This window comes from Dictyobacter halimunensis (assembly GCF_036245075.1).
Genome location: NZ_BSRI01000001.1, coordinates 613,629 through 628,934, shown reverse-complemented (window position 1 = coordinate 628,934; position 15,306 = coordinate 613,629). Strand labels below are relative to the sequence as shown.

At 54.6% G+C, this 15,306-nt stretch carries 10 protein-coding genes; 5 read left to right on the top strand and 5 right to left on the bottom strand.

The window, feature by feature from the left end:
• Positions 1-2 precede the first annotated feature (2 nt).
• The 5 genes from AABA21_RS02675 (at position 3) to AABA21_RS02655 (ending at position 6,143) form a co-directional block, all read left to right on the top strand.
• Positions 3-1,376 (top strand): allantoinase, encoded by a 1,374-nt coding sequence (locus AABA21_RS02675; protein ID WP_338247416.1) that lies wholly within the window; start codon positions 3-5, stop codon positions 1,374-1,376.
• A 54-nt stretch (positions 1,377-1,430) separates the two neighbouring features.
• Positions 1,431-2,840, top strand: coding sequence for an FAD binding domain-containing protein (locus AABA21_RS02670; protein WP_338247415.1), 1,410 nt, complete (start codon positions 1,431-1,433; stop codon positions 2,838-2,840).
• Positions 2,837-5,008 (top strand): xanthine dehydrogenase family protein molybdopterin-binding subunit, encoded by a 2,172-nt coding sequence (locus AABA21_RS02665; RefSeq protein ID WP_338247414.1) that lies wholly within the window; start codon positions 2,837-2,839, stop codon positions 5,006-5,008. The genes AABA21_RS02670 and AABA21_RS02665 overlap by 4 nt, the downstream gene beginning before the upstream one ends.
• A 52-nt stretch (positions 5,009-5,060) precedes the next feature.
• Positions 5,061-5,477 (top strand): DUF3830 family protein, encoded by a 417-nt coding sequence (locus tag AABA21_RS02660; RefSeq protein ID WP_338247413.1) that lies wholly within the window; start codon positions 5,061-5,063, stop codon positions 5,475-5,477.
• Positions 5,478-5,585: 108 nt separating this feature from the next.
• Entirely contained in the window at positions 5,586-6,143 is a 558-nt protein-coding gene (locus AABA21_RS02655) for a hypothetical protein (RefSeq protein ID WP_338247412.1), read from the top strand.
• Positions 6,144-6,174: 31 nt separating this feature from the next.
• Here AABA21_RS02655 and AABA21_RS02650 read toward each other — a convergent pair whose 3' ends face one another.
• From AABA21_RS02650 to AABA21_RS02630, 5 genes are all read right to left on the bottom strand, one after another.
• Entirely contained in the window at positions 6,175-6,930 is a 756-nt protein-coding gene (locus AABA21_RS02650) for a DeoR/GlpR family DNA-binding transcription regulator (protein ID WP_338247411.1), read from the bottom strand.
• A gap of 208 nt (positions 6,931-7,138) precedes the next feature.
• Positions 7,139-10,015, bottom strand: a complete 2,877-nt coding sequence (gene fxsT, locus AABA21_RS02645) for an FxSxx-COOH system tetratricopeptide repeat protein (protein WP_338247410.1) — start codon at positions 10,013-10,015, stop codon at positions 7,139-7,141.
• Between the two features lie 106 nt (positions 10,016-10,121).
• Positions 10,122-11,747, bottom strand: coding sequence for a gamma-glutamyltransferase (ggt, locus tag AABA21_RS02640; RefSeq protein WP_338247409.1), 1,626 nt, complete (start codon positions 11,745-11,747; stop codon positions 10,122-10,124).
• A gap of 432 nt (positions 11,748-12,179) precedes the next feature.
• On the bottom strand, positions 12,180-12,806 hold the full coding sequence (locus AABA21_RS02635; protein WP_338247408.1) for an MOSC domain-containing protein: 627 nt from the start codon (positions 12,804-12,806) through the stop codon (positions 12,180-12,182).
• Between the two features lie 721 nt (positions 12,807-13,527).
• Positions 13,528-15,294, bottom strand: a complete 1,767-nt coding sequence (locus tag AABA21_RS02630) for an ABC transporter ATP-binding protein (protein ID WP_338247407.1) — start codon at positions 15,292-15,294, stop codon at positions 13,528-13,530.
• Positions 15,295-15,306: the final 12 nt, after the last annotated feature.

The window sequence follows — 15,306 nt, the reverse complement described above, 5'->3', positions numbered from 1 at the left end:
CTATGGGAGCTTACGATCTCGTAATTCGAGGTGGAACACTGGTGACGGCAAGCGGTGGTGTACGTAGTGCTGATGTGGCGATCGCTGATGGACGTATCGTGGCGATTGCTCCTGAACTGAATGGTAGCGTGCAGGCTGTTATTGACGCGCACAATCTCCATATACTTCCTGGTGTTATCGATGCTCATGTCCATTTTAATGAGCCCGGTCGGACAACGTGGGAAGGCTTTGCGTCGGGCTCAAAAGCCCTGGCGGCGGGAGGAACAACCGCTTTTTTTGATATGCCCCTCAACGCGCATCCACCAACGCTGGATGCCGACAGCTTTAACGAGAAGCTAACGGCCGCGAAGACTTCCTCTTACGTTGATTTTGGCCTTTGGGGTGGACTGGTGCCCGCTAATCTCGCACAATTGGATGATCTGGCAGCTTGTGGCGTGGTGGGTTTCAAGGCTTTTATGAGCAGTAGCGGCATCGAAGATTTTCAGGCAGCGGATGATGCGACGCTTTACCTGGGTATGCAGCAAGCGGCTAGACTTGGTAAACTGGTGGCGGTACACGCGGAAAATGATCAGCTGACGGCAGGACTGGCTCGCCAGGCGCGTGCTCAAGGACAGGTAGGCGTGCGGGACTACCTTGCATCGCGACCGGCGCTGGCCGAGTTGGAAGCAATTGAGCGCGCCATCCTGTTCGCCAAAGAAACGGGCTGTGCTTTGCATATCGTGCACGTCAGTACGGGGCGTGGCGTGCGGCTGGTGGCCAGCGCGCGTACACGCGGCGTAGATGTGAGCTGCGAGACCTGCCCGCATTACCTGGTTCTGACCGAGGAAGATATGGAGGAGCTGGGGGTGGTCGCCAAGTGCGCGCCACCGTTGCGTCCGCTAGCCGAGCAGGCCGCATTATGGCAACATTTATTTTCCGGTACCCTGCCCATGATCGCTTCCGATCATTCGCCAGCCCCGTTTGAGATGAAGGAGCGCGCGGATTTCTTCGAGGCCTGGGGTGGCATCTCCGGTTGCCAATCTCTGCTGGCGTTATTGCTTACTGAAGGTTATAACCAGCGCCATCTGCCCCTGGAACTGATTGTGGCTGCTACTTCAGAGTTTGTGGCGCGTCGCTTTAACTTGCCCGCGCAGAAGGGGAGGCTAGAAGTTGGCTGCGATGCTGACTTAACGCTGGTCGACGTCACCTGCTCGTACAGGCTGGAATCTCATCACCTCTTTTATCGGCATCCGTATAGTCCTTATCTGGGACGCACGCTGCGTGGTCGCATCGTACGTACCCTGGTTCGTGGCCAGACCGTTTTTCTTGATGGAAAGATCGTTAGCCCTCCTATTGGTCAGCTGGTGAAACCTTTATCTTTGAATCCGGGTTCTTAAGAATAGACGTTATTTAGAACTGTGGTATGCGTTACAGTAGAAAGCTGGATGCCTATGTGGCAGACCTATTTGCAACCTGTGCAATTAGATGAGGCCCTGGATCTTATATGGGAGCATAGGGATCAATCCCGTATTATCGCCGGGGGCACCGATGTGCTGGTTGAGCTGCAGCGTGGAGTGAAGCCAACTACGACATTAATCGATGTCAGTAAGTTGCGTGAGCTTAAATATGTGCGTGAGGAGCATGATGAGATCGTGCTGGGGGCGCTGGCTACCCACAATGACATCATTATGTCTGAGCTCTGCCGCCGCTATGCGGTTCCCCTGGCGCAGGCATGCTGGGAGGTGGGGGCGCCGCCTATTCGCACGCGCGCGACGATTGCTGGTAACCTGGTGACCGCCTCGCCCGCCAATGACACCATCGCGCCTCTGCTGGCTCTGAATGCGCGGGTCATCTTAACCAATCCATATGGCGAACGTAGTGTACCGCTAGAACAGTTCTATACGGGTGTGCGTCGCACGATTCTTCAGCCGGGCGAGATACTGCGTGAAATTCGCTTTCCGCGTATGTCCGAGCAGCAGCGTGGTCTGTTTATCAAATTAGGTCTGCGTCGGGCGCAGGCTATCTCGGTCATCAATCTGGCCCTGCTTCTGACGATGGGGGACGAGGAACGGGTCGATGAGGCCCAGATCACCCTGGGTTGTCTGGCGCCTACCGTTATTCATGCTCGCACCAGTGAAGTATTGCTGACCGGCAAACAGCTGACGCCGGAGCTGTGCCGAGAAGCGGCGCGGCTGGCCGCGCGCGATGTCAGCCCGATAGATGATGTACGCTCCTCGGCGACGTATCGTCTGCAGACGCTTTCAACTCTGTTGGACGATGGCCTGCGGCGCCTGGCCACCCCACAGGAACCCGTGTCCTGGATGCGGCACCCTGTGTCACTGGAAACGCCATGGCGGGATGAATGCCGTGTCACGCCCCTACAGACGCGGATCGAAACCACTGTGAATGGACAGACTTATCAATGGAGTGGAGCACATCAAAAGACTCTGTTGAATGCCTTACGTGAAGATGCCGGTTTAACCGGCACCAAGGAGGGGTGCGCCGAGGGCGAGTGCGGCGCCTGCGCTGTCTGGCTGAATGGGCAGGCGGTGATGTCCTGCCTGGTACCGGCAGCCCAGGCCCATGGCGCCGAGGTGACCACCATTGAAGGGCTATCGTCCGATGAAGCACATCTTCATCCTTTACAACAGGCCTTTATTGATCACGCGGCTGTTCAATGTGGTTACTGTATTCCTGGTATGTTAATGTCTGGTGCCAGGCTGCTGGCTGAATATCCGCAGCCTTCAATGGAGCAGATCCGCACGGCATTGAGCGGGAATATCTGCCGCTGCACCGGTTATCGCAAAATCTGGGAGGCGGTGCAGAGTGTGGGGGAGCAGCAAGGAGGGACACCTGTATGACTGAATTGATCGGTGCATCCATCGCGCGCCCCGATGCGCTGGGGAAAGTAACGGGCGCTGCCCGCTATCCCGCCGACCTTGTTCGGCCCGGGATGCTGCATGCACAGGTTGTTTTTGCCCATCGTCCCCACGCCCGCATTCTCTCCCTTGATACCGCCGAGGCCCAGGCATCCCCAGATGTCGTTGCCGTCCTGACCGCTCAGGATGTGCCCTACAATGCCTTTGGTCTGATCGAGGCCGACCAGCCGGTCCTCTGTCAGGACGTGGTGCGCTTCGAAGGTGACAAGGTTGCACTGGTGGTGGCTGAGACCAGAGAGGCCGCTATCACGGCGTCAAAGCTGGTGGCCGTTGAATATGAGGACCTGCCAGCGGTGACGGACTCACAATTGGCCCTGGCGCCCGATGCTCCCCTGGTTCATGAGACACGTGGCACCAATCAGCTCTTCCATTTTCCTCTGCGCAAAGGAGATGCGGCCCGAGCCCTGGCGGAGGCTGATGCCGTCGTTGAGGGAACGTTTACCACCACCTGGCAGGAACACGCTTTTCTGCAGCCAGAGGCCGGTATCGCCTATATCGATGACCAGGGTCGCTTGGTGTTAGAGACGGCCGGCCAATGGATGCACGAGGATCGGCGCCAGATCGCGCAGATGCTTCAACTGCCTGAAGAACAGGTTGTGATGCGCTACGCGACCATCGGAGGCGCCTTTGGTGGTCGTGAGGATCTCTCGGTGCAGCACGTGCTGGCACTGGCGGCCTGGAAAGCGCGACGTCCGGTGGCCCTGGTATGGAGCCGAGAGGAATCGATGATCGGGCACCACAAGCGCCATCCCGTCACCATCTCCTGTCGCTGGGGCGGCAAACGCGATGGCACGATCACGGCGGTTGAAGCCACGATCATCGCTGATGGTGGTGCATACGCCTCCACCAGCATCGAAGTCGTTAAAGATATCGCGCTGTTTGCCAGCGGCTGCTATGAGATCGAGCATATCTCTGTGGATGGCTACGCGGTCTACACCAACAACATTCCCGCCGGCGCCTTCCGTGGTTTTGGCGCGCCACAGGCCCAGTTCGCCAGTGAGTTGATGTTGGATAGATTGGCTGAAGCCTTGCACCTGGACCCCGCCGAGGTACGGTTGCGCAATATCTATCGCGAGGGGAGCATCGAGCCTACGCAACGACCTCTGCCAGTCGGAGTCAGCGCCCTGCCTGTGCTGGAACGCTGCCTATCCGAAGCCAGGAGTCGTTGGGGATATGGAGAGACAGCAACCAGCAACCAGGGACATTTGAAGCAGGGGATCGGTATCGCCTGCGGCATCAAGAACGTTGGCTATTCCTTTGGATTTCCCGAGCAGGCGACCGCGACGGTTGAAGTGTTTGGTCAGGCGGAACTGGAGCGCGCCGAGGTGCGCGTCGGCGCGGCCGATGTCGGTCAGGGCTCACATCTGATCTTGCGCCAGATTGCCGCTGAGACCCTGCAATTGCCACTCGATAAAGTGACCATGATCTGCACCGATAGTAGCGAGTCCCCCAACGCCGGTAGCGCCTCGGCCTCTCGTATGACCTTTATGGGAGGACGTGCCGTCAAGGATGCCGCACAGGAGGCGCGCAACAAATGGAGTTACACCGATGACTACCAGGCTCAGGCGACTGTGCAGTATCGTGCTCCCCACACAACTGCTGTTGATCCAGTGACCTACAACGGCGTTCCCAACTACTGCTATGGCTACGCGGCCCAGGCTGTTAAAGTCGAGGTAAATACGCTGACTGGGCAGGTGCAAGTGCTCGGTATTATCAGCGTGCACGATGTGGGGAAAGCCATTAACATGCAGCAGGTTACCGGTCAGATCGAGGGTTGCCTGGCGCAAGCCCTGGGTTACGCGCTGATCGAGAATTTCCAGATGCGGCAGGGGCGTGTGCTTACCCCCTACTTCAGTACCTACCTGCTGCCTACCGTGCTGGACATGCCGACTGAGATTATTCCGATCGTGCTGGAACTGGCCGACCCCCATGGGCCCTATGGAGCGCGCGGCGTGGCTGAGATGCCCCTGATCCCATTCGCCCCCGCGGTAGCTGACGCTATCCACCAGGCTACTGGCATCTGGCTCGATCAACTACCTATGACGCCTGAGCGCGTCCTGAATGCCTTAAATACCAGGACGGTTGAGTGATATGCACGCACATGCTTACTGATATGTTGTATAGAATAGGAGCGGTCATAAGATGCAGAAATTAAAGATTGTTGCCGGCCCCTTTGAGTTTGTGGCGCGCATGGAAGATGAACTAGCGCCTAAGACCTGTGCTGCCTTTAATCAGCTGTTGCCATTCCGCAATAAGATCATCCAGGCCCGCTGGAGCGGCGAGTCCGCCTGGATTCCATTGGGGGACCTGGATGTTGGCCTGGGCTTCGAGAACCACACCAGCCATCCCGGAGCGGGCCAGATCCTCTTGTATCCCGGCGGTTATAGCGAAACTGAGATCCTCTTTCCCTACGGCAGCACCTGCTTCGCCAGCAAGATGGGACAGCTGGCGGGCAACCACTTCCTCACCATTGTCGAAGGTTCTGAGCAACTACGCGACCTCGGGCGATTGGTGCTCTGGGAAGGCGCGCAGGATATTCTTTTCACGCGAGTTGAATAATACGTTTATTCGTTTTCCCTTCACCAATTGAGAAATTGCTATTGCATAACTTCCTGATTAGACATACCATATAATCAGAAAGGCAATTGAGTAGAAGAAGGGACTCTTATGCTGCAAAAGTCGATAACTTACAAATCGCTTATCCGTCTTATGGGTATAGCACTTGTATTATTGAGTGTTTATTGCTTCTGTTCTGTAACGCTGAACCATACTGAATCTATCGCTAACGGAGTGACGATCTATAGTGGCCCCGAGATTGGTGAAAGTGTGCCTCGTGCGCTTCTGGACGTAGTGTGGTTGCGTGGTGGGTATTACGGCAGTATATTCCTGTGGGGAGGGACCCTCACATACCTGGGTATTGGCCTCCTTCTTATTGGCATGAGTACCATGAACCCTAAAGTAGCTTATTGGACCTTGCAGGCGTCAATATGGCTGATTAGTATTAATCTATGGTATCAGTACGGTGGTGTCGTATCTGCTGGCAGTATTGTTCCTTTTCTTATGACACCTGAAACACTCTGGCCCTGGATGATTATCGCGCTGGTCGCTTCATTTTCCTTGCTGGTTGCTTATATTCCTGTCACGCGGCTGTTGCGCCGCTTTCTCTTGTTATCTCCTCATGCTGAGATCAGTACTGAATCCATAAGCAAAAAGTCAGCCGGATAAAATATACGTATTAAGTCGTCTAAAATCCCTATCAATCTGCTCTAATGACCTGGATGCCCAGTTGCCGGTAGGGTGCAAGGCTTTCTTCGTCGGTGGAGGTGTCGGTGACGAGATAGGTCAGGGCGGTGATGGGGCCGACTATGTAGGGGGCGGCCGTCCCAAGCTTGCTGGCTTCGCTAACGGCAACGATTTCTGCCGCTTGCTCGATCATGGTGCGCTTGGTATAGACCTCTTCCATATCTGGCATGCTGATGCCGATCTCGGGATGCAGGCTGCAGATGCCGAGGAAGCAGAGGTCGGCGCGGATCTGTTTGAGGGCCTCGATGACCGGGACGCCGATCATGGCCTGGGCGTCTTTTTTTAATTTCCCGCCCAGCACCTGGACCTCGATATGGGGATGCAGGGCCAGCGTGGCGGCGACCGGAATGCTGTTGGTGATAACGGTAGCCTGCCGGTTAGGGGGAATCTGGTTGGCGATTTCGTGTACCGTGGTGCCGCTATCCATAATGATGACTTGCCCATCGTGAATGAGGTCAGCGGCAGCCCTGGCGATCGTAACCTTGGCGCCGGTACTGGTCTGCAGGCGTTCTTCGTACGAAGAAGAGAGCGCACGCGGGAGCGCGCCGCCATGCACACGTTGCAGGATGCCAGCCTCCGCCAGTTCATTCAGATCGCGACGGACAGTGTCCTCAGATACTTTTAGCTGCATAACCAGGTCGGTACCCAGAATTTTGCCTTCGCGGTGTAGACGATCTACTATATAGCGCTGGCGCTCTTCTTTTAACATTTTCTTCTTCTCCGTACCGCAGGAATCCGCAGACTCTTTCTTGTTTCTGCCGGATTCTGCGGGTAATTCAGGGTTACCCTGGCAATTTTATGCGTGTTTATCATCCTTGTCAAGCTACGCAGGCTGTAATCGAACTATCGGGTTAACAGGCATGATTTGCGCGCCCCACATATGGTACATATCTGTCATGATCTCTTTTTACGCGGCGCTACCAACCGATACGCCTGACTTGATGGTTGGAGGAGGATGAGGTTTTGAGGCTGTGATAGCTTTCGTCGATGACAAGCTTAAATGGATGGTTGGCATTCAAATGGGTACAAATCTCAAATGCACGCTGAAACAGGTGCTCTGTTTCCTGGTAGCGCCCCATGGCATGATACAGCAGGGCCAGGTAGTTCAGGTCCATCGCAACATGCGGATGATCAGGGCCCAGGCATTGTTCATCGACGGCTAGGGCTCTGCGATAGAGCTGTTCCGCTTGCTGATACTTCTGCTGATCATGATACAACTGGGCGAGGCTGATCAACCTTCTGGCCGTGATGGGATGTTTGGATCCAAGAACCTGTTCGCACGCGGAGAGCGCTCGTTTGAACAGGGGCTCGGCCAACTCGTCTTTGTTTTGCTGATGATAGAGACTGGCGAGATTGCTGAGGCAGAGGGTGGTATCAGGATGATTGGGGCTGATCGCCTCTCGAATCGCCAGGGCTCGCGCAGCTAACCGCTCGGCCTGTTCGTATTGCGCCTGGTCGCCATAGAGCTCGGCCAGATAGTTCAGGTTGATCGCGATCAATGGATTGCCCGGCTCCAGTTTCTTTTCAAGAATGTCTAGAGCTCGCAAGTAGAGCTCTTCCGCCCGCGCGTATGTTTTCTGGTTATGGTAGACACGGGCCAGATAATTGAGACTCTGGGCGATATCCGGGTCATCGGACTCCAGGATCTGTTCGCGGATAGTTAGTGCTCTCTGAGCGCACTCGATGGCTAATGTATATTCTCCATGATAGCGGTAGAGGCTAGACAAATGATTAAGAATGATGGCGTTGCCCGTATGGTCAGTGCCAAATGCTTGTTCGTTGATGTCGAGCGCCCGCTGATAGAGTGGTCTGGCCTGTGTATATTTGCCGCGATCACTATACAGGCGGGCCAGGTTGAGCAGGCTGGTGGTGATGTTACGCATATTGCGTTGTATGGTCTGTTCGCTGATCTCCAATGCCTTCTGGTAGAGCGGCTCGGCCTGTGTATACTTCGCCTGTTTATGGTAAAGCCTGGCCAGATTATTGATGCTACTGATCGTGCTGCGATGGCGGGGACCCAGGATCTTTTCTCTCAATGCCAGCGCCTTCTGTAGATAGATTTCCGCTTCCGCATAGGTAGCCTGTTCAGCCAGAAATCTGCCTGTCCAGTTGAGCAGGGTTGCTGCCTCAGTGGACTTCATCTGCCAGCGATCGATCAGGTGGATGCACCTTTTCGCATGAGGTAGTAGGGCGAAGCAGCGCGGCCAGTTGCCGTAGTGGATGCGAGGGATGAGGCGATTGAATGCGCGTACGATGCGTACTGCCCATGTACGTTGCGTTTCCATCTCCATCACCATCAGGAGAACCGCCTGCACCAGCCGATGGATGGTCAGGGTCTGGTTGGGATTACGCTGGATGAGTGAATAATTGCGCAGTTCGGCCAACGCATCGTTGAGCGCGATTGGGTCCTGCCCAAGTTGCTCTAAATCCGGCCCTAGATGCCGGGCACCTTTGCTCAGTGTAGCCAGTGGAATGGCATCGGGATCGAGAAAGGCACATAAGCGGAGGATCTCCAGCGCCTTTGGATTTTTGTGCTGAACTTTATCGATGGATAGCGACCAGGTGGTTGTCACCGGCGCGGGATGATCGAGCACATTTTGGCCACGGCGCTTGAGCAGCTCGCTTAATCGCGTTTGATAGAGTATCAGGTATTCGTGGAGATTGCATCTGGTTTCTTCGATGTATGCCCCTGCCTGGTCGAGTGCCAGAGGTAAACCACCTGTTTGCTCAACAATCTCAAGTGCCAGCTGGTGCTGCACGGGAGCTATGTCATCAAGTGATTGATTTACATCGAGCAAGGTGGCACGTCTGAGTAAGAAGAGTGCTCCTTCGTTGCCTGCCATTTGTTCGATTTCCACCCGGTGGGCAATCCTGCCTAGAATCTGGGTGCGCGTAGTCAGCAGAATGTGTCCCCTGGTAGCGGTCGGAAGTATATCACGTACCAGTGCGAGATCATCGGCGTTATCCAGCACAAGTAGCCAGCCTGCATGTTCCTGGAGCCAGCGCTTGAATGCCTGCCGCAGGAGGGGGTGATTGGATTCCTGGCGCTCGGGCAGCTTTAGTTGCTGGGCGATTTCATCGATACTGGCCAGCAATGCTTCGCGCGAATCCGCCTGAGCCCATAAAATGGCTTGATAGTCGTCCTGATAGCGGTAGACATACTCAATGGCGATCTGTGTTTTGCCGATGCCACCCAGTCCACTGATTGCCTGTGTCGCCATGGTTTGAAACGAGGAGTGGAGACGATCCAACACTTCATCGCGGCCGGTAAAAAAGAAATTGCGCTCGTATGGAATATGGCAGATCGGAGAGTCTGGTGTCACGAAACGCGGTTGGTTGAGCTCTTCAATAATCTTGCGTAGCTCGGTGACGATATCTAAAAAGGCCGAGTCGTGCTGTTGCCAACTGGTGACGGGCTGCCTATTGCTCGGCAGGCATGTGAGCTTCTCGAATGGGCTGCCCTGCCAGTCGCAAGGACGCAGAATGATCGGTATGACGCGCGCCTCACTTCGATCATGACGCTCGATCGCCCGCGCCATCTCAACACCGGAGCAGTGCTCCGAGGCCAAAAAGTCGGCGCTGATCAGCAAAAAGATGATATCGGCCGCTTCTAGATGCTGCATAACGGCCTTTTTCCATTCCTCGCCTGCACGTATGTCATGCTGCTGCCAGTTCGTGATCAGTCCCTGTTGCTTCAAAGTGGCGAGATGATTTTCCAGGTCTTGCAGCAACTCTTGATCTCTCTCAACATAAGAAATAAAGATGTTCAAGGGCCGGGCAGCGCTGGCAGCCATACATTTTCTCCTTGGTCGGCGTTATTTGGATAAAGTGCAGTATACCTCTTTTGCTCCTCCGGCGCAAAAAGAGGGGATAAAAAGTACTTTATTCACTTTTGTTGATTTACCAGCCGGCGGCGATCCCCTCAGCACGTGGATCAGAGCCTCCCTGCATGACCCCGGTCGCGGGATCAAACATGATGCCCTGGGCATAGCCCATAGTCGTCATCCATAGGTCTCCAACCTGGATGGTATGTCCCATCTGGCGCAGTGTTTCCAACGTTGCCACCGGGAAGCGATCCTCGACCAGCAGGGCTTCTTCGACGCCACCATAGGGTGAGCCATGTATCCAGCGCGGCATCTCGATTGCTTGCTGCATATTTAAGCCGAAGCGCGCGCTGGCGGTATAGACCTGCAGGTGGGTCTGTGCCTGTCCATCGCCTCCCATGGTGCCAAACACCATGGCGGGCCTGTTATCTTTGAGGGCCAGCGATGGGATCAAGGTATGTAAGGTGCGTTTGCGGGGAGCCAGGGCGTTGGCGGCCTGTGGATTAAGCGAGAAATAGGCGCCACGATTCTGCAGCACGATACCCAGATCATCAACAACCAGGCCGCTACCAAAGCCCATGTAATTGCTTTGGATCAGCGAGACGATATTCCCGTCGCGATCGGCCGCGCAGAGATAGATAGTATCGCCTGTGAAACTTCCGGATGCCGTGAAGGTCTGGGCACGCTGTAGATCGACCAGGGAGCGGCGCTGATCGAGATAAGCAGGACTCACCAGTTGGGCGGGATCAACGCGCATATGCGTGGGATCGGTCAGGTACGCGGCCCGATCGGTAAAGGCGATCTTCTTTGCCTCGATGGCTGGATGAACAGTTTCAGGGGCCAGTGGATCGCTGCCCAGGGGCAGTTGATCGAGTATGCCTAACATCTGGAGCGCGGTGACGCCCTGTGTGTTGGGTGGCATTTCATATATACGTAAGCCCGCGAATGGTACGCTGAGCGGCGTAACCCAGTCCGCCCGGTGGGCGGCCAGATCTTCACGTGTAATCAGCCCCCCTTCACGCTCGAAGAACTCAGCCATCGCGGTGGCGATCGATCCATTATAGAAGCTGGCCGGCCCTTCTTGTACGATCGTTTTGTACGTCTGGGCCAGCGTGGGAACGCGCATGATGCTGCCAACTTCAGGCACAGTACCATCGGGCAGAAAATGCCGATGCCAGGAGGCGTGTACATCATCCCGCTTACTCATCGCAGTCAAGGCGTTATGCAATCCCGGTCCGATGGCGAACCCCTCTTCAGCGTAGGATATGGCCGCTTCCAGCGATCTTGCCAGCCCGAGCCGACCGAAGCGTTGCGAGGCGGCATCCCAGCCACTGACACAGCCAGGAACGGTCACCGTGTGGACACCGAAGGTCGGCATCGTCTTATGTCCCAGTTCCTGGTAGCGTTCGATGCTGGCTGCCTGCGCCGAGCGGCCGCTGCCGTTTAAGCCATACACATTGCCGCTGGAGGCTTCATAAATCATCATAAATGTATCACCACCCAACCCACACACAAACGGATAGACGACCTGCAGCATGGCGTTGGCTGCGATCGCTGCATCTATCGCGTTGCCTCCAGACTTCAGTATATCCAGGCCCGCTTCAGACGCCAGGTAATGTGGCGCAGCCACCACCCCACGACGCGCAAGCGTAACCGGGCGATGCTGGGGAAATGACTGTATCGTTGCTGAAATGCTCATCATGAGCCTCCTTTTTTCGCTAGCAATGGCGTAATAGATATCTATTCGGTAGAAATAAATAAACATAGCATTATTTGCAATTGCCTGATAGGAGTATAACACTGTTTTGCACACCATATATAGCCCTTGTTGTGATCTGTTGTTTTTTTATCTCAACATTATTGTTGATGAACATCGTGGAAAGTTTCTACATTCGAAGATTCGTATTAGTACTTGTGATACAGAATTTCGAATGAATATGCCAATTCTTATGCCAATTCTAAAGAGGGCGTTTGAAGATTTGGGGCGAGAAACGCTTCTCGCCCCAAATCTTCAAACGCCCTCTTTAGAATTGAATGTCTAATCCGCAAATATCATGTTAAGAAAAGAACAAATTCAGAGTTTTGGCATCCTCCCACGATTTTTGCTGGTGATTTTGTCCCATCAGGATAGGGGTTAACCAGCGTGCTGCACTGCATAGCCATCCCTGTCACGACCCAACACACGACGCATAATCATTTCCTGCCACCACTCTTCCAGATCCGGGCAGGAAGCGAGTTCTCGTGCCAGCCCTACATCCTTGTTGTGACCGTGAGCAAAGTTATTGATCAGCGCCATTGTCCAGCGCGGATAGGGTCGCTTCACTAACTGGATAGACATGCCCGGTTCGACCAGGCCTTCCTGAAGAACGCGACAATACCAGCCAGTACGACCGGTTATGGCGACGCGTCTTGTGAGATCATCTATATTCCATCGACGAGCAATTTTCCAACAAGGATAGCGCGGACCTGTGACTTGAATGAGTGCGTTACCGAGAGCATAAATATCGGCGACACAGACCATCTGCTCATCCATTCCATCGATGGTAAAATTCTCTCCGAATCCACCAGGGCCTATCTCTGGCATGTTCAATTCTCTTTGCCAGAGAGGATAGTGTGCGCCGGAGTACAGTAGGACGGCCTGGCTAATCTGGCCGTGATTTTTTGTATCCGCCTGAGTATTTCCCTCAAGGTGCGTCGTATAAAGCCAGCGAGGCTGGGGGGTTGGTGTACGGAAAAACGACGTTTCCCAGGGCCGTTCCATCTTTATCTGTGATCCCTCTATACCATACTTTAGAGGTGTACCAACTTGAAGGGATTGAAGTATCGCAATTGGTGTCATCACTTTTTCCTTTCCGTCTATTATGCACATCATAAACTGTATGATAGATACAATCTGCTCCACGTTCGCCGCACATACCTGCGGTTTTTTGTTGAATTTTGCCTATGATGCTCTGCTTTGTTATTTAAGGGACACAATGCTTTTGGTAGATTCAAAAGAGAGGTTCGGCAGAAATGCACGCCAAAGAACAACTGTCCCTGTTCTACAGTGGGAGGCAACTTCAGTGAAGAATCGTAAAGGATGTCGAAGCATTTCGAGATACATGCCGAAATTTGAGGAGAAGTTGCTAACACTTTGCCATAGAATGGGCATAGACAAAACAAACTCCGCTGCACAGCAGCGAAAGCGTTGCTTTTCCGCCATATGTTCTAGCAAGTATTAGCAATTACCGGCCATGTGTCTCCCCTTTATTAATAAATCTTTCGCCATCTAAGCATAGAGAAAGCCAAATGAAAAGTCAAGTCATCTTCAATGGATTTTGGCATGTGTTCGAAGTTTCGTGCCGAATCTGTTCGAGGATTGTTATCAATTGCCAACAGTGGCTTGATACGCTGGTCTCGACAGGTGTCGCATTGCACGTATACGTATACGTGCAATGCGACACCTGCTCGCGTGGGGGATTTGTTGGCACTTCGTTAGGTGTTTATCGCTCGAAATCACCGTGCCAGATATGACCGAACTCTTCGCTGGTGGCGAGGAGCTCTGGTAGCGTCCCCATGGCTTCGATCTGACCGGCTTTGAGAACGATAATGTTGTCCGCCTGCTGCAACACGGTCTTGCGGTGTGAGATAACCAGGCAGGTGTTCTGACGCTGTGCCAGTAAGCGTTGCCAGAGTTGCTGTTCGGTCTCTACATCGAGGGCGCTGGAAATATCGTCGAAGACGAGCAGTTCGCTATCCCTGACGAGCATTCTGGCGGCCGCTGTGCGCTGCGCCTGTCCTCCTGAGAGCCTGACGCCACGCGTGCCGATGATGCTCTGCAACCCTTGTTCCAATCGGGCGATATCAGGCTCGAGCACCGCCAGGCGCAGCGCCTGTGGAATATCCACCCTGTTGGGGGAAAGACCTAGAAGGATGTTTTCTTCCAGTGTATCGCTGAAGAGATGAGGTACCTGGGGCGTATAGGCGCTATGTGGTGGCACAAAAAAATCGGCCGGGTTGATGACGCGTTGGTCGTTCCAACTGACCTCGCCTTCATCCATCGGTAGTAGTCCCAGTAGCGTTTGTACCAGTGTTGTTTTGCCGGCTGCGATGCGTCCCGTAATCGCGGTAAGGGTGCCGCGCCGCAGCTGAAAACTGATATTGGCGATGCCGCGCCCGGTATCGGGATAGTGGTAGGTGAGATTATTGACGGTGAGCAACTCCAGCCGGTCTTTATTTGTTTTAACCGGCGTCTGCAACTTGGGTACGGGTTGTTTGAGATAGAGGGGATCGCTATTGAGCAGTATCTCCTCATCGGCGCCCTGCAGGAGCGATACCAGCCTCTGATGTGATACCCTGGCCTGGGTATACTGGGTAAGCAAGGAGGCGGCGGAGACGATAAAGGTGGTAATGGTCCCCAGGTAAGAGATGAAGATGGCGATATCGCCGGGATTGAGGTGGCGATAGAGCGTCGCCAGCACCATGATCAGCCCGGTGCCGATGCCAACCGTGTTGCCAAAGACCGACTGCAGGGCGCTGAAGAAAACGGTATCTTTCAGTATCTGTCGCTGGCGCACGCGGCTGAGCCGGCTGAAGTAGGCGACCGCCGAGTCTTCTGCCCCGGCTACCTGAATAGCCTGGACGGCGCTAAAGATTTCTCCGATGGCACCCGTTAGTAATCCCGTGGCCTCTCGACTGGCGGCGCGTAGTCGATGTTGGCGCTGTCGCATGACCTGAGCGATGCCCACCACCAGCAAGAGAGGCAGGAAGACGCAGAGGGTAATCAGGACATCGATGTGCAGCAAGATAATGGCCGCCGGTAGCATAAAGAAGACCAGGCCCACCATATTGGCGATCTGCCCAAAAAGTCCGTCGATGGCATCGACGTCATCCCGGAAGTAGTTGATGGCCTCGCCTGCGGACCCCGGAATGGCTCGCGCGCCCGGCCTCTGCAGAATATAGCGCAGCAGATTTCTCTGTAGCAATGCACTGGTATTGAAGATGCAGGTCATGGTTGCGGGGAGGGAAGCGGCCTGTATGGCAGCCCTGAGCAGCGCCGCCAGTGCCAGCGCGCCCAGGAGCAGCCATGGTAGCAGGCTGGCGCGACTGGCACTGTGAGCCAGCGTATTGAGCGCATTAAAAAAGGCCTGCAGGATCAATCCGAATAGCAACCGTCCTATGACATAGAAGCTGATGTCGCCGCACAGAGAGCCGATATATGACCAGGAGCGATAGCGGATCAATCGGCCGATAAACTGGTACGTTTTCATATTGTTTGTGCT